The sequence below is a fragment of the Amycolatopsis granulosa genome, from assembly GCF_011758745.1.
GTDB classification, from domain to species: domain Bacteria; phylum Actinomycetota; class Actinomycetes; order Mycobacteriales; family Pseudonocardiaceae; genus Amycolatopsis_E; species Amycolatopsis_E granulosa.
Genome location: NZ_JAANOV010000001.1, coordinates 980,688 through 996,379 on the forward strand (window position 1 = coordinate 980,688; position 15,692 = coordinate 996,379).

11 protein-coding genes are annotated in these 15,692 nt (G+C 71.3%); 4 read left to right on the plus strand and 7 right to left on the minus strand.

Annotation, left to right across the window (positions count from 1 at the left end):
- The first annotated feature begins 1 nt into the window (after position 1).
- The 3 genes from FHX45_RS04815 (at position 2) to FHX45_RS04825 (ending at position 5,390) form a co-directional block, all read left to right on the plus strand.
- On the plus strand, positions 2-2,800 hold the full coding sequence (locus tag FHX45_RS04815; RefSeq protein WP_167097011.1) for a ribonucleoside-diphosphate reductase subunit alpha: 2,799 nt from the start codon (positions 2-4) through the stop codon (positions 2,798-2,800).
- Entirely contained in the window at positions 2,797-3,867 is a 1,071-nt protein-coding gene (locus tag FHX45_RS04820; protein ID WP_167097013.1) for a ribonucleotide-diphosphate reductase subunit beta, read from the plus strand. The genes FHX45_RS04815 and FHX45_RS04820 overlap by 4 nt, the downstream gene beginning before the upstream one ends.
- Positions 3,868-3,950: 83 nt before the next feature.
- Positions 3,951-5,390, plus strand: coding sequence for a cytochrome P450 (locus FHX45_RS04825; RefSeq protein ID WP_424923789.1), 1,440 nt, complete (start codon positions 3,951-3,953; stop codon positions 5,388-5,390).
- Here the strand turns inward: FHX45_RS04825 and FHX45_RS04830 are convergent.
- The 3 genes from FHX45_RS04830 to FHX45_RS04840 form a co-directional block, all read right to left on the minus strand.
- Positions 5,382-5,849, minus strand: coding sequence for a peroxiredoxin (locus FHX45_RS04830; RefSeq protein ID WP_167097015.1), 468 nt, complete (start codon positions 5,847-5,849; stop codon positions 5,382-5,384). The two genes, FHX45_RS04825 and FHX45_RS04830, sit on opposite strands and share 9 nt — an antisense overlap.
- Entirely contained in the window at positions 5,846-7,672 is a 1,827-nt protein-coding gene (locus FHX45_RS04835) for a diguanylate cyclase domain-containing protein (RefSeq protein WP_167108412.1), read from the minus strand. Before FHX45_RS04835 ends, FHX45_RS04830 begins: the two co-directional genes overlap by 4 nt.
- A gap of 312 nt (positions 7,673-7,984) precedes the next feature.
- Positions 7,985-8,881, minus strand: a complete 897-nt coding sequence (locus FHX45_RS04840) for a LysR family transcriptional regulator (protein ID WP_243868925.1) — start codon at positions 8,879-8,881, stop codon at positions 7,985-7,987.
- A 71-nt stretch (positions 8,882-8,952) separates the two neighbouring features.
- Here FHX45_RS04840 and FHX45_RS04845 point away from each other — a divergent pair, with 71 nt between their 5' ends.
- A complete protein-coding gene (locus FHX45_RS04845; RefSeq protein ID WP_167097019.1) occupies positions 8,953-10,740 on the plus strand; it encodes a gamma-glutamyltransferase in 1,788 nt (595 codons plus the stop codon).
- 26 nt (positions 10,741-10,766) lie between these two features.
- On the opposite strand, the gene FHX45_RS04850 is transcribed toward FHX45_RS04845, so the two are convergent.
- The 4 genes from FHX45_RS04850 to FHX45_RS04865 all read right to left on the minus strand — a co-directional run bounded on the left by FHX45_RS04850 (position 10,767) and on the right by FHX45_RS04865 (position 15,420).
- A complete protein-coding gene (locus tag FHX45_RS04850) occupies positions 10,767-11,942 on the minus strand; it encodes an ROK family protein (protein WP_167097021.1) in 1,176 nt (391 codons plus the stop codon).
- Between the two features lie 45 nt (positions 11,943-11,987).
- Positions 11,988-13,418: a sugar ABC transporter permease gene (locus FHX45_RS04855; protein ID WP_167097023.1), complete on the minus strand. Its 1,431-nt coding sequence runs from the start codon at positions 13,416-13,418 to the stop codon at positions 11,988-11,990.
- Positions 13,419-13,433: 15 nt separating this feature from the next.
- Positions 13,434-14,207 (minus strand): ATP-binding cassette domain-containing protein, encoded by a 774-nt coding sequence (locus tag FHX45_RS04860; protein WP_167097025.1) that lies wholly within the window; start codon positions 14,205-14,207, stop codon positions 13,434-13,436.
- Positions 14,208-14,301: 94 nt separating this feature from the next.
- Positions 14,302-15,420 (minus strand): sugar ABC transporter substrate-binding protein, encoded by a 1,119-nt coding sequence (locus tag FHX45_RS04865; RefSeq protein ID WP_167097027.1) that lies wholly within the window; start codon positions 15,418-15,420, stop codon positions 14,302-14,304.
- Between the last annotated feature and the right edge of the window lie 272 nt (positions 15,421-15,692).

Below are 15,692 nucleotides of genomic sequence, written 5' to 3' on the forward strand. Positions count from 1 at the left end.
CATGTCTGTGGAAACCTCCCCGGCGCCGGCAGCCACGCTGCGGGTCATCCGCCGGGACGGTGCCGCGTCGCCCTTCGACGCGAACCGGATCTCCGTCGCGCTGACCAAGGCGTTCCTCGCCGTCGAAGGTGACGAGGCCGCCGGGTCGTCGCGGCTGCACCACGTGGTCGCCGAGCTGACCGAGCAGGTCGAGGCCGCGCTGCGGCGGCACGCCACCGGTGACGCCGTGCACCTCGAGCAGATCCAGGACCTGGTGGAGCTGGCGCTGATGCGCGGCGGCCACCACAAGGTCGCCCGCGCCTACGTGCTCTACCGCGAGGAACACTCCAGGGCCCGCGAGACCGCGTCCCCACCCGCGGCCATCCGCGTCCAGCACCCCGACGGTGAGCTGCGCCCGCTGGACCGCGAACGCCTCGCCCGCGTCGTGGGTGAGGCCGTCGCCGGGATCGCGGACGTCGCCGCCGGGCCGGTCCTGGCCGAGGCCGAACGCACCCTCTACGACGGCATCAGCACCGACGAGCTGGCACTGGCCCTGATCATGGCCGCCCGCACGCTGGTGGAGCGCGAGCCCAGCTATTCGGCCGTCACCGCCCGCCTGCTGCTCGACAAGTTGCGCGGCGAGGCGCTGAGCCACCTCGCCGGCGAGCCGCGCCAGGCGTCGCACGCCGAGCTGGACTACCCCGGCTACTTCCGCGACTACCTGCGCCGCGCCATCGAGCTGGAGCTGGTGGACCCCGAGCTGGCGGCCTTCGACCTGGACCGGGTGACCGCCGCGATCCGGCCCGAGCGGGACCTCGACTTCGGCTTCCTCGGCCTGCAGACCCTCTACGACCGGTACTTCCTGCACGAGCGCGGCACCCGCTTCGAGCTGCCGCAGGCGTTCTTCCTGCGGGTCGCGATGGGGCTGGCCCTGCGCGAGGACGACCGGGAATCTCGTGCTGTGGAGTTCTACGACCTGCTGTCCAGCTTCGACTTCATGGCCTCGACACCGACGCTGTTCAACTCCGGCACCACCCGGGCGCAGCTGTCGTCGTGCTTCCTGACCACGGTCGACGACAGCCTGGATGCGATCTTCCAGTCCTTCAAGAACAACGCGCTGCTGGCGAAGTACTCCGGCGGGCTGGGCAACGACTGGACCCCGGTGCGCGGGCTGGGCGCCCATATCAAGGGCACCAACGGCACGTCCCAGGGCGTGGTGCCGTTCCTGAAGATCGCCAACGACACCGCGGTCGCGGTCAACCAGGGCGGCAAGCGCAAGGGCGCGGCCTGCGCCTACCTCGAGACCTGGCACATCGACGTCGAGGAGTTCCTCGACCTGCGCAAGAACACCGGCGACGACCGCCGCCGCACGCACGACATGAACACCGCCAACTGGGTGCCCGACGAGTTCCTGCGCCGCGTCGAGGCCGACGGCCGGTGGACCCTGTTCTCCCCCGACGAGACGCCGGACCTGCACGACCTCTACGGCAATGCCTTCGCGCAGCGCTACCGCGAGTACGAGGCCGCGGCCGACCGTGGCGAGATCCGGGTGTTCCGCCGGGTCCGCGCGGTCGAACTGTGGCGGCGGATGCTGACCATGCTGTTCGAGACCGGCCACCCGTGGATCACCTTCAAGGACCCGTGCAACCTGCGCTCGCCCCAGCAGCACGCCGGCGTGGTGCACTCGTCCAACCTCTGCACCGAGATCACGCTGAACACCAGCGCCGACGAGGTCGCCGTGTGCAACCTCGGGTCGGTCAACCTGGCCCGCCACGTCACCGCCGCGGGCCTGGACACCGCCAAGCTGGAGCGCACCGTGCGCACCGCGGTGCGGATGCTGGACAACGTGGTGGACATCAACTTCTACACGATTCCCGAGGCGCGCCGGTCCAACCTGCGGCACCGCCCGGTCGGCCTGGGCCTGATGGGCTACCAGGACGCGCTGTTCACGCTCGGCCTGCCGGTGGACAGCCCGGCGGCGGTCGAGTTCGCCGACCGCAGCATGGAACACCTGAGCTACCACGCGATCGCGGCGTCGGCGGAGCTGGCGCGGGAGCGGGGCGCCTTCGAGACGTTCGACGGGTCGCTGTGGAGCCAGGGCGTGCTGCCGATCGACTCGCTGCGGCTGCTCGAGCAGGCCCGCGAGGGCGACACGCTCGACGTCGACCACTCGTCCACGCTGGACTGGGACGCGCTGCGGGACCGGGTGCGCGGCGGGATGCGCAACTCCAACGTCATGGCGATCGCGCCGACCGCGACGATCTCCAACATCTGCGGCGTGGGCCAGTCGATCGAGCCGCTGTTCCAGAACCTCTACGTGAAGTCGAACATGTCCGGTGACTTCACCGTGATCAACCCGCACCTGGTGGCCGCGCTCAAGGAACGCGGGCTGTGGGACGAGGCCATGGTGGCCGACCTGAAGTACTTCGACGGGAGCCTGGCCCACATCGACCGGGTGCCGGCCGAGCTCAAGCGGTTGTACGCGACCGCCTTCGAGATCGACAGCCGCTGGCTGGTGGACGCGGCCTCGCGCCGGCAGAAGTGGATCGACCAGGCGCAGTCGCTCAACCTGTACCTGGCCGCGCCCAGCGGCCGCAAGCTCGACGAGCTGTACCGCTACGCCTGGCACAAGGGCCTGAAGACGACCTACTACCTGCGTGCCCAGGCCGCCACGAGCGTGGAGAAGAGCACGCTGCGCGGCACCGACGGCAAGCTCAACGCCGTCCCCGCGGCGGTCCCCGCGGCCGTGCCCGCGGCGGTCCCGGAACCCGAATTCGCCGCCTGCCGGATCGACGACCCCGACTGCGAGGCCTGCCAGTGAGCACCATCGACACCGACACGACCGGTCTGGGCGCGATCAACCGCGGCGCCGACCGGGTGAGCGTGGACGACAAGGCGATGATCAACGCCCGCGCCGACGTCAACCAGCTGCTGCCGCTGAAGTACCACTGGGCGTGGGAGAAGTACCTGGCCGGCTGCACCAACCACTGGATGCCGACCGAGGTGGCGATGCAGGCCGACATCGCGCTGTGGAAGTCGCCGGACGGGCTGACCGAGGACGAGCGCCGCATGATCAAGCGCAACCTCGGCTTCTTCGCCACCGCGGAGTCGCTGGTGGCGAACAACCTGGTGCTCGCGGTGTACCGGCAGATCACCAACCCGGAGTGCCGCCAGTACCTGCTGCGCCAGGCGTTCGAGGAGGCCGTGCACACCCACACCTTCCAGTACATCTGCGAGAGCCTGGGCCTGGACGAGGGCGAGCTGTTCAACGCCTACCGCGAGGTGCCCGCCATCACCGACAAGGACGCGTGGGCCCTGCGCTACACCCGCAACCTGGAGAACCCGGACTTCGCGACCGGCACGGCCGGGGCCGACCAGGACTTCCTGCGCGACCTGGTGGCGTTCTACGTGGTCTTCGAGGGGATGTGGTTCTACACCGGGTTCGCGCAGATCCTGTCGCTGGGGCGGCGGAACAAGATGGTCGGGATCGCCGAGCAGTTCCAGTACATCCTGCGCGACGAGTCGATCCACCTGAACTTCGGCATCGACTGCATCAACCAGATCAAGATCGAGAACCCGCACCTGTGGTCGCCGGAGTTCCAGGCGGAGGTGCGCTCGATGCTCGCGCAGGCGTGCGAGCTGGAGGTCGCCTACGCCCGGGACACCATGCCGCGCGGCATGCTCGGGCTCTCGGCCGAGCTGTGCGCGCAGTACCTGCACTTCATCACCGACCGGCGCGCCCAGCAGATCGGGCTGGCCCCGATCTTCGGGGAGAACGAGAACCCGTTCCCGTGGATGTCGGAGGCGATGGACCTGCGCAAGGAGAAGAACTTCTTCGAGACCAGGGTGACCGAGTACCAGACCGGCGGGTCGCTGGCCTGGGACTGACCGCCGGGCGAAGGTGCCCCTTGCCGGGGGCGGGGGTGGTGCGGGACGGTGGTGATCACAGCTCGTCGCAAGGAGGCGTGATCGTGACCGTCGCCAGGGCAATCCGGGAACGGGTTCCACCCCTGACCGCCATCCCCCTCCCCCGGGCCGTCGACCGGCGGCTGCTGGACCAGCGGTGGCCGGTGCGGGAGCTCGCGGCACCACCGCCCGGCAGCGGGCTCGCACCGGTGCTGGGTGACGCGGGCGCACCGGTCGTCGGGCACGCGATCGACTCGATGCGGTTCGGGCTGGACTTCGCGCTGCACCGGTACGCCAAGTACGGGCCGGTGTCGTGGATGGGGGCGTTCGGGCAGCGGATCGTGGTGCTGGCCGGCCCGGACGCCACCCAGGCGGTGCTGGTGAACCGCGACAAGGCGTTCTCGCAGGAGGGCTGGCGGGTCTTCATCGAGCGGTTCTTCCACCGCGGGCTGATGCTGCTGGACTTCGAGGAGCACCACCTGCACCGGCGGATCATGCAGGAGGCGTTCACCCGGGACAAGCTCGCCGTCTACCTGCGGCAGGCCGCGCCGGTGCTGCGTACCGGCGTGTCGGCGTGGGGCGGGGACAGCCGGCTGCGGCTGTACTGGCTGCTCAAACGGCTCACGCTGGACGTCGCGAGCCGGGTGTTCATGGACATGCCACCGGGCGCGGACGCCGAGACGCTCAACCGGGCGTTCGTCGGGACGGTGCGGGCCGCGACGGCGCTGGTGCGGGTGCCGGTGCCGGGCGGCCGGTGGGCGGCAGGCCTGCACGGGCGGCGGGTGCTGGAACGCTACTTCACCGAGAAGCTGCCGTCGAAGCGGCGCAGCGGGGGCGCCGACCTGTTCTCCGCGCTGTGCCACGCGCGCGGCGACGACGGGGCCGAGTTCACCGACGACGACGTGGTCAACCACATGATCTTCCTGATGATGGCCGCCCACGACACGGCGACGATCACCAGCTCGGCGGTCGCCTACCACCTGGCCAAGCACCCCGGGTGGCAGGAGCGGGCGCGCGCCGAGTCGCTGGCGCTGGGCGGCGATCTGCCGGACCTCGCAGCGCTGGAGTCGTTGCGGACCCTGGACCTGGTGATCAAGGAGGCGCTGCGGATGACGGCACCGGTGCCGTCGCTGCCGCGCATGACGGTGCGGGACACCGAGGTGCTCGGCCACTACCTGCCGGCCGGCACGTTGTGCAACGTCTCGCCGAACACCAACCACTACTCGCCGGACCACTGGACGAATCCGCACCAGTTCGACCCGGAGCGGTTCGCGGAGGGCCGCCGGGAGGACAAGTCGCACCGGTTCGCGTGGATGCCGTTCGGCGGCGGGGCGCACAAGTGCATCGGTATGCACTTCGGGACCAATGAGGTGAAGCTGCTGATGCACGAGATGCTGCGCACCTACACCTGGTCGGTGCCCGAGGACTACCGGCTGAAGTGGGACTACGTGTCACTACCCGTCCCGGTCGACGGGCTGACCGTCCAGCTGAAGCGGCTACGGTGACGGCGGCCGGCGGTGCGCCCGCAGCGTGGCCAGCGCCCGGTCCGCGTGCACGGCCATCCGCAGTTCGCTCTTGATCACGTCCAGCAGGCGTCCGTCGGTGCCGATCACGAAGGTCTGCCGCCTGGTCAGCACCGGGCCGAACGAGCGGCGCACGCCGAACTGCCGGGCCACCGTCCCGTCGGCATCGGACAGCAGCGGGTAGTCGAACCCGTGCCGGGCGGAGAACTCCTGCTGCCGCCCCACCGGGTCCGGGCTGATCCCCACCCGCTGGGCACCGACCTCGGCGAACTCCCCGGCCAGGTCCCGGAAGTGGCAGCTTTCCGCCGTGCAACCGCGAGTCAGCGCGGCCGGGTAGAAGAACAGCACAGCAGGTCCCGCGGTCAGGAGCTCGGACAGGGTGCGCGGCTGCCCCCGCTCGTCGGGCAGGGTGAAGTCCGGGGCCAGCTCGCCCGGCCTCATCCCGTCACCGTGGCATCGGTGTGCTGCTCGATGAGCTGGTCCACCTCGTCCCCGGTCGCGGTTTCGGCCGCGAACGCACCGCGCGCGGCGATCACGCCGTGCCGCCGCAGCCGCTCGGCCTGCTCGCGGCTGCGCACCCCCTCCGCGCCGATCCGCAGCTTCAGCTCGCGCGCCCGGGCGACCAGCTGATCCAGGTGCCGGGCCGCGGTCTCCGGCTCGCCGTCGGCGAGGGCGTCGACCACCGGCCCGGACAGGATCACGTGCTGCACCGACAGCCGGTGCTGCGGGATCAGCTCGAGATCGGCCGACCCCTGCACGGTCAGCACGAGCTTGGCGCCGAGGTCGGCCAGCACCGTGAGCGAGTCGAGCACCTCGCCGCGCGGGTCGAGGATCGCCGCGCTGTCGGTGCACAACCGCAGTGCCTTCGCCGGCAGCTCGTTGCGGTCCAGCTCGTCCTTGACCATCGCCACCAGGTCGGGTTCGATCGCGAGCCGGTTGGGCAGCCGGATGCACACGTCGGGTGCCGCGTCCCCGTAGCGCGCCCGCCACCGCGCGGTCGCCCGCAGCGACTCGGTGAGCAGCCACTTGCCGAGCGGGATCGTCATGCCCGTGGTGTCGGCCAGCGGGAAGAACTCCTCCGCGGGCAGCTCGCCCAGCTCCGGATGGTGCCAGCGCAGGCCCGCGTTGACCGCGGCGATCTCGTCCGGGTTGGCGAGCTTCACCGTCGGCTGGTAGATCAGCTCGAACTGCCCGTTCTCCAGGGCACCCGCGATCTCCGCGCCGAGCCGGTAGCGGGCCCGGTCCCGGGCGTCCAGCTCGGGGTCGAACAGCATCCACTGCGCCTTGCCGGCTTCCTTGGCGCGGTGCAACGCGATCTCCGCCGCGCGCTGGATGTCCTCGACCCCGCCGTCACGCACGTCGCGCACCACGATCCCGGCGCTGGCGCTGACCCCGACGCCGTGGTCGCCGATGTAGATCGGCTCGGCCAGGTCCTCCAGCGCGGTCTCGACGAGCGTGATCACCTTCGCCGGGGTCAGCTCGCCGCGGAGCAGGACGGCGAACCCGTCCCCGGACAGCCGGGCCACGAGGGCCTCGTGGTCGGTGAAGGTCTGCTTGAGCTTCTTGGCGACGCCGCACAGCACCGCGTCGCCGACGCCCGCGCCGAGCCCGTCGTTGATCACCTTGAACCCGTCGAGGTCCAGGTAGATCAGGGCGACCTGACCGGGTGCGGACGGGCCGAGCGCGCTCTCCAGCATGGTGCGGAATCGGGAGGCATTGGACAGGCCGGTGAGCGGGTCGTGGATGAGCTGGTGCCGCAGGGTCTCCTGCAGCTCGTGCACCTCGTTCGCGTCGGCCGCCATCAGCACCGGGAACCGGGTGCCGGGCCGGTCCCCGGGCAGGCGGGTGAGGACGACGTCGGCCCAGACGCCGGCGTCGTCGGCGTGTGCGAGCCGGACCCGGTCGGTGATGTCCTCGATGTCGGTCTCGGCGAGCTCGGACAACCCGGCGGTGAGCCGCTCGCGGCCCCGGGTGTCGAAGGCCAGGTCGGTGAGGCGGCGGCCGCGCAGCCGGTCCGGGCGGTGCCCGAGGAACTTGCCGAGCTCCTTGTTGACCTCGACGATCGTGCCGTCCGGGTCCGCCATCGCGATGCCGACGGGCGCGGTGCGGTAGAGGGTGGTGAACCGGCGGACCGCCGCGTCCCGGGCCGACTCGGCCTCGGCCAGTGCCGTGCGGGTGAAGTCGCGGAGGAGTCGCTCCAACTCGTCCGGGGGAAGCGCTACTCCCTCCGTGTCAGCCAGACGCGCGGCCCACTGCCGGGTCAGCTCCGCCAACCCTGGTGCGGGACCAGGTTCCGACACGCTCCACCTCTTCTGTAGAACGACGATGGGCAGGTCAGGCCCGGGGTGGGCACCGACGAACCCGCTCCGGGCCGGTACCGCCCCGGAGTCATGTCACGCCATCACGCCCGAACACCCTTGTCTACCGGCCGAACGTGTGATGATCAGTGTAAATGCAGTCACCAATGGTGATCATTTCGGCTACCGCGGTGCGCCGCGGTCAACACAATGATCGTCGCCGATTCCGGCGACGAGGCCGGTCCGGCGGGACCTGAGACCGCCGCGATCGCGACTGTCTCAGGTCCGCCCGTCGAGCGTGGTGTCGATGAACGCTCGGGTCGCCGCGGTGACCGGACCCTGCCGGTGCACGAGCCACTGCGGTAGCCGCTCGGGCGGGTCGAACCGGTAGACGTCCGCGCCGGCACGGACGGCGAGGTCCGTCCAGCCGTCCGGCATCAGCCCGGCTCCGATGCCCTTGAGCACCATCGGCAGCACCACGCTCCGGTCCCCGGCCTCGGCCGCGACCGTGAGGTCGCCGACGGTCGCGGCCAGCCGGTCGAACAGCGCCCGCACCGCGGTGGCCGGCTTGGTCACGACGAACCGCATGCCGCGCAGCACGTCCGGGCTCACCGACGGCCCGGGCACGTCGAGCGTGCCGGGCGGTACGACCAGCAGGAACTCCTCGTCCCGCAGGTGGTGCGTGACCAGCCCGCGGCCGGACGGGCGCTCGGCGCTGCCGCACACCCCCACCTCGCACCGGCCCTGAGACACCATGGCGACCACCTCCGCCGCGGAGATCGCGGAGGAGGTGCTGACCATGACCCCGGGATGGCGCTCGGCCAGTTCGGCGATGACGCTGGTGACCGGTTCCAGCCCGGACGACGAGGTCGCGGCCACGTCCACGCGGCCCGCGGCGCCGTCACCGATCGCGCCCGCGGCCGCGCGCAGCGCGTCGAGGTCGCGCAGCACCAGCCGCGCCCGTCCGGCCAGCGCCTCGCCCGCGGTGCTCAGCACGGCGTGCCGCCCGACGCGGTGGAAGAGCGTGACCCCCAGTTCGTGCTCGAGCTTGCCGATGGCGCGGGACAGCGAGGGCTGCGCGACGTGCAGCGCCTTCGCCGCCGCGGTGAACCCGCCGAACTCCACGATCGCGACGAAGTACTCCAGCTGGCGGCGTTCCATCCCCTCCCCGTCCATAGCGAAGCGCTATCGGAATGGTGTCACAGATGTCTTGGACGTCCGCCGGGTCGAGGGTGTCTACTCGATCCGTGTTCACCACCCGGCCCACCCTGCAGGGCACCCACGGCATGGTGTCGTCGACGCACTGGCTGGCCTCGGCGACCGCGATGGCAGTCCTGGAGGACGACGGGAACGCGTTCGACGCGGCGGTGGCCGCGGGGTTCGTGCTGCACGTCGTCGAACCGCACCTCAACGGCCCGGCCGGGGAGGTCCCGATCATCCTCGCGCCCGCCGGCCGGCCGCCGCGCGTGCTGTGCGGGCAGGGCCCGGCGCCGGCCGGGGCGACGGTGGCGCACTACACCTCGCTCGGCCTCGACCTGGTGCCCGGCACCGGCCCGCTGGCCGCCGCCGTGCCCGGCGCGTTCGACGCCTGGATGCTGCTGCTGCGCGACCACGGCACGAAGACGCTCGCCCAGGTGCTCCGGTACGCGATCGGGTACGCCGAGCACGGGCACCCTGCCGTCGAGCGCATCGGCGCGGCGATCGCGGCGGTCCGGGAGCTGTTCGAACGGGAGTGGACGAGCTCGGCCGAGGTCTACCTGCGTGGCGGGCGCCCGCCGCGGCCCGGCGAGCTGCTGCGCAACCCGGCGCTGGCGGCGACGTGGCGCCGCGTGATCGCCGAGGCCGAGGCCGCCGGGCCGGGCCGGGAGGCCCAGATCGACGCGGCACGGCGGATCTGGCGCGAGGGTTTCATCGCCGAGGCGATCGCCGCCGCGGCGGCACGCCCCACGATGGATACCTCCGGGGAACGGCACGCGGGCACCCTCACCGCCGGCGACCTCGCCGCGTTCGAGGCGCAGTACGAAGACCCGGTCACCTACGACTGGCGCGGGTGGACGGTCGCCAAGTGCGGCCTGTGGAGCCAGGGCCCGGCGTTCCTGCAGCAGCTCGCCCTGCTGCCCGAGGATCTGTCCTACGGCACACCGGACTACCTGCACACCCTCGTCGAGGGCACCAAGCTGGCGATGGCCGACCGCGAGGCGTGGTACGGCGACAGCACCGACATCGCCCCGGAAACCCTGCTCTCCCGCGAGTACAACGACGCCCGCCGCGCCCTGATCGGCGCGGACGCGTCCACCGAGCTGCGGCCCGGTGCGCCCGGCGGGCGGCAGCCGCGGCTGAGCAAGCAGGCCGAACTGTCTCTCGGTGGCGCCGTGCCCCCGCCACCCGCCGCCGGGACGGGCGAGCCGACCGTCGCCAAGGACGGCGCGACCCGCGGCGACACCTGCCACCTCGACGTCGCCGACCGCTGGGGCAACCTCGTCGCCGCCACCCCGAGCGGCGGCTGGTTGCAGTCCAACCCGGTCATCCCGGCGCTGGGCTTCCCGCTGGGCACCCGGCTGCAGATGGCGTGGCTCGACGAGGGCCTGCCGAACTCGCTGGTGCCGGGCCGCCGGCCCCGCACCACGCTGTCGCCGTCGATGGCGTTGCGCGACGGGGTGCCGGTGATGGCGTTCGGCACCCCCGGCGGGGACCAGCAGGACCAGTGGAGCGTGCAGTTCTTCCTCGCCGTCGCGTTGCGCGAGAACGTGCGCGGCGGCCTCGACCTGCAGGGCGCGATCGACGCCCCGAACTGGCACACCGACAGCTTCCCCAGCTCGTTCTACCCGCGTGTGATGCAACCGGGCAGCGTGACCGTCGAATCCCGCATCGGCGATGCCGCGATCGCCGGGTTGCGCCGCCGTGGGCACGACGTCACGGTCGCCGGACCGTGGTCGGAGGGCCGGCTGTGCGCGGTCGCCCGCGACCCGGAAACCGGAGTGCTGTCGGCGGCTGCCAACCCCCGGGGCATGCAGGGCTACGCCGCCGGACGGTAATCCCCGCGGCTACCGGAACGGAACGGTCACCAGTCGGCGAGCACCGTCTCGAACGCGAGTTCCGCGGCACCCAGCAGCTTCGCGTCGGAGCCCAGCGCGGAGGTCGCCACGCGCGTGCCGGCCAGCGCGCGGCTCACCATGCTGCGCTCGCGCACCAGCTCCTCCAGGTGCTCGACCAGCGACGACGGCAGTGCCGTGAACAGGTCACCCAGCACGACCAGCTGCGGGCACAACAGGTTGACCACGTTGCCGAGCCCGAGCGCCAGCCACTCGGTGAACTCGGCGAGCTCCTCCAGCGCGCCGCCGTTCGCCGCCAGCAGCCGCAGCTCGTGCACGATCGCGCCGACCGGGCTGTTCTCGTCCAGCCCCAGCGCGCGGGCCAGGGCCCGCTCCCCCACCTCGGTCTCCCAGCAGCCGTGCGAACCGCAGTAGCACCGCCGACCCCGCGGTCGCACCACCATGTGCCCGACCTCGCCGACGTGGTGCCCGCCCGCGCCGCGCATCGACACGCCGTTGGAGATGACCCCGCCGCCGACCCCGACGTCCGCGCTGATGTAGACCACGTCGTCGAAGCCGCGCGCCACACCCCGCAGGTGTTCGGCGACCGCGCCCAGCTCGGCGTCGTTGCCCATGTGCACCGGCAGGTGCAGCGCGCGCGACAGCCACGCCCCGAGCGGGATGTCGGTCCAGTGCAGGTTCGGTGCCTCGTGCACGAACCCGTCGGCGTGCCGCACCACACCCGGCACCGACACCCCGGCCGCCACCGGTTGCACACCCAGTTCGTCGACCAGCGGTCCCGCCGTGTCCACGATCTTGGTGAACACCTCGCGGGGATCGATGGTGGTGGAGCGCATGTTCCACCCGCCGCGCCCGAGGATCTCGCCACCGATGCCGACCAGCGCCATCCCGGCGCGCTCCACCCGGATGTCGATCGCCAGCACCACCGCCGCCTGCGGCTGCGGCAGCACCAGCAGCGACGGACGGCCGGCCCCGCTGCGCCGGGCCGGCAGCCGCTCCTCGACGAGCCCGTCCTCGGCGAGCCCGTCCACCAGTGCCTTGATCGTGCTGCGGTTCAGCCCGAGGTCGGTGGCGAGACTGGCCCGTGTGGACGGACCATGGACGTGCAGCCGGCGCAACAGGGCGGCCCTGTTGTGCCGGCGCACGTCGTCCGGGCGGGTGCCCGCGGTTGGTGTGGTCGTCACCTGCGCTTCCCTGCTGGCCGGTGGTGGGCGTTGTGCACCCGCGCCTCAGCGCGCCACCGCGGCGCGCCTGCGCGAGAGCGCGTCGACGGCAGCGGCCACCAAGAGAACCAGGCAGGTGACGATGTTCACTGTAGCTGCCTGGAATCCGAGCAGTCCGAGGCCGTTCTGGACGGTCGCCAGCACCAGGCCACCGATCACGGCGTCCCGCAACCGCCCGCGGCCGCCGAACAGCGAGGTGCCACCGATCACCGCGGCGCCGACGGCGAACAGCAAGGTGTTGCCGCCACCGGAATTGCCGTCCACCGCACCGACCTTGGAGCTGTAGACGATCGCGCCGATCGCGGCCACCGACGAGCAGATCACGAACACGCTCATCCGGATCTTGTCGACCTTGACGCCCGCGCGCCGCGCGGCCTCCTTGTTGCCGCCGACCGCGTACACGTGCCGCCCGTAACGGGTGCGATCCAGCACGAACGTGCCCGCCACCAGCAGCGCCAGCACGATCGGCACCACGTAGGGCACGCCGGTGATCGTGGTCAGATCCGGGTTGGGCGAGCGGTTGACGTTGAACAGGTGGGTGGCGACCGCACCGAGCACCAGCACCGCGGCGGCCTTGGCGAGCACGATCGCCGTCGGCTGCGCGACCAGCCCGCGCCGCAACCGTCCGAAGTGGCGGGTTACCACCACCACCGCGTAACCGCCCGCGGCCAGCACGAACAGGAGCCAGCCCGCGGGCACGGACAGGTTGCCGTTCGCGACCTGGTAGAGCACGTTGCTCTGCCGGATCGAGATCGTGCCGCCCTCGCCGACCAGCTGCAGCACCAGGCCGTACCAGCCGATGAACAACGCCAGTGTCACCACGAACGACGGGATGCCCACCTTGGCGACGATCGTGCCGGTCAGCGAGCCGATCACGGTGCCGGCGCAGACCGCCAGCACGATCTCCACCCACGGGTTCGCGGTGAACCCGGCCAGCATGATCACCGGCACAACCAGTGACAGCACCGCGGCGATCCAGACGCGCATCCACACGGCCAGCGCGACGGCCACGATGGACCCGGCGATGAACCCGTAGAACACCGCGGAGCCGAAGTTGCCGAGCAGGTTGCCGTTCTGCGTGAAGTGCAGCGCCATCACCGACGCCGCGACGCCGGAGGCGGTACCCGCGGACAGGTCGATCTCGCCGAGCAGCAGCACCGGCACGATGCCCATCGCGATGATCGTCTGCCCGGCGCCCTGCGAGAACAGGTTGGCGATGTTGTTGAGGGTGAAGAAGCTGTCGGACAGCCCGGCGAACACCACGCCCAGCACGAGCAGGCCGAGCAGGGCGGGCAGGGCGCCGAGCTCGCCGCCGCGCAGGCGCCCGAAGTAGTCGCCGATCGCCTCCCGGGTGGACCGGGAGGTGGTGTCGATGCCGAAGTCCGAGATCGCCGCGGCGGGCTGGCCCGAGCCGGGTTTCGTGGAGGTCTCAGTCATGGTCACTTCTTTCGCTCACACGGCCGCGATCTCGGGGCGGGCCAGGCCCAGGTCCCCGGACCGGCCCGCGGTGATCAGTTCGACGACCTGGCTGTTGGTGACGTCCTTGGTGGCGACGTCGGCGGCGAGCCGGCCGAGGTAGAGGGTGGCGATCCGGTCGGCCACCTCGAACACGTCGTTCATGTTGTGGCTGATCAGGACCACGCCCAGGCCCTGTTCGGCCAGGCGGCGGACCAGGTCGAGCACCTGCCGGGTCTGCGCCACACCGAGCGCGGCGGTCGGCTCGTCGAGCAGCACGACCTTGCTGTTCCACAGCACCGCCTTGGCGATGGCGACGGTCTGCCGCTGCCCTCCGGACAGCGACGCGACGGGCGTGCGGACGGACTTGACCGTGCGCACCGACAGCGACGCCAGCGTCTTGCGCGCGGCCAGCTCCATCGACGCCTCGTCGAGCAGGCCCTTCCGGTCGCGTTCGCGGCCGAGGAACATGTTCTGGACGATGTCGAGGTTGTCGCACAGGGCGAGGTCCTGGTAGACGACCTCGATGCCCAGGGCGGCAGCGTCGCGCGGGTTGTGGACGTGCACCGGCCGGCCCTCGAACAGCAGCTCGCCGCTGTCGATCGGGTGGATGCCGGCGATGCACTTGACCAGCGTCGACTTCCCGGCGCCGTTGTCGCCGACGAGCGCGGTCACCTCCCCCGCGCGCACCTGCAGGTCCACGTCGTGCAGGACGTGCACCGGCCCGAAGCTCTTGTTGACGCCTCGCAGCGCGAGGACGGGCTCGTTCATGGCTGAACCTCCGTTCTCAATGGAGTCACGTGCGCCGGGGGACGTGCGGGCGGCGGGAGCACCGGCGGGCACGTCCCCGGCGCGTTGCGGGTCGTCAGGAGATGCCCAGCTGCTGGCAGGTCACGGCCGTGTCGCCGCCGCAGATCTCCGCGGCCTTGACGAAACCCTGGTCAACCACCGTCTTGACGTTGTCCTTCGTGATCGACTGCGGCGTGAGCAGCACCGACTTGACCGTCCGGTGGCCCGTCGGGTCGTTGGAGGCCTGCTTCGCGATCGAGTCGGCCGTGGCGGTGTCGCCCTTGACCAGCGCGACGGCCAGCTGTGCGGTGGCGTCGACCAGCTGCGGGATCGGCTTGAACACGGTGGCGTACTGGGTGCCCTCGAGAATGGACTTCAGGCCCGCGACCGTGGCGTCCTGCCCGGTGACCGGAACCTTGCCGGCGAGGCCGTTCTTCTGCAGCACGGTGATCACCGCGCCGGCCATGCCGTCGTTGGCCGCGAGCACGCCGTCGACCTTGCCGCCGTTGGCGGACAGGAACTGCTCGAAGGTCGCGCCGCCCACCGCGTTGTCCCACTTGTCGATGCGCTGACCGGCAACCTTCTTCAGCGTGCCCGAGTTGTAGAGCGGGCCCACGACCTCCTGCTGTCCCTGGTAGAACAGGGTCGCGTTGTTGTCGGTCGGGGAACCTTCGATCTCGATGACCTGCGCACCCGGCTTGGTCTTCAGCGCGTCCGCCAGCGCCTGCCCCTGCAGGCGCCCGACCTGGACGTTGTCGAAGCTGACGTAGTAGTCGGCGCTGCCGCCGAGGTTGAGGCGCTCGTAGTCGATGACCGGCACGCCCTGCTGTTTGGCCTTCTGCTCGACGGTGGCGCCGACGTCACCGCTGGGTGCGGCGATGATCAGGACCCGCACCCCCTGGCTCAGCATGCTGTCGGCCTGCTGCGCGAAGCGCTGGTTGTCGCCCTGGGCGTTCTCGATGATCGGGTCGAGGCCCGCCTTCGTGAGCGCCGAGGTGAGCATCGGCTGGTCGAATGCGACCCAGCGGGCCGAGGTCGCGGTCTCGGGAAGGATCACGCCGACCTTCGGGCCGCCGTGGCCGGACCCGCCGCTCCCGCTGTCCGTGTGGCCGGCACTGTTCGCTCCGCACGCGCTCAGCGCCAGGGCGAGCCCGGTGCCCGCGGCGGCGAGTGCGAGGGTTCTTCTCCGCTTCATTGCGTCCCCTTGCAAGAATGTTGTGAGCCACAACAATCGAATGTTGTGGGCGACAACATACGCGGTAACTCCGTCTCAGGGAAGAGCGCGCCGGTACCAACTGGCCACGGAGTGGCCGGAATTCCCGGGATCCCGGGCGCCCGAGCAGGTCTTCCGGCTCTACCGGACCGACCGGCGTGGCCCGTGCTGAGCGGCGGGGGCCCACGGGCACCCTCCGCAGGGGACGGCGAGGAGGGCTCCGGACAGCTGGAGCTGGTCAACGTCGAGGGCGG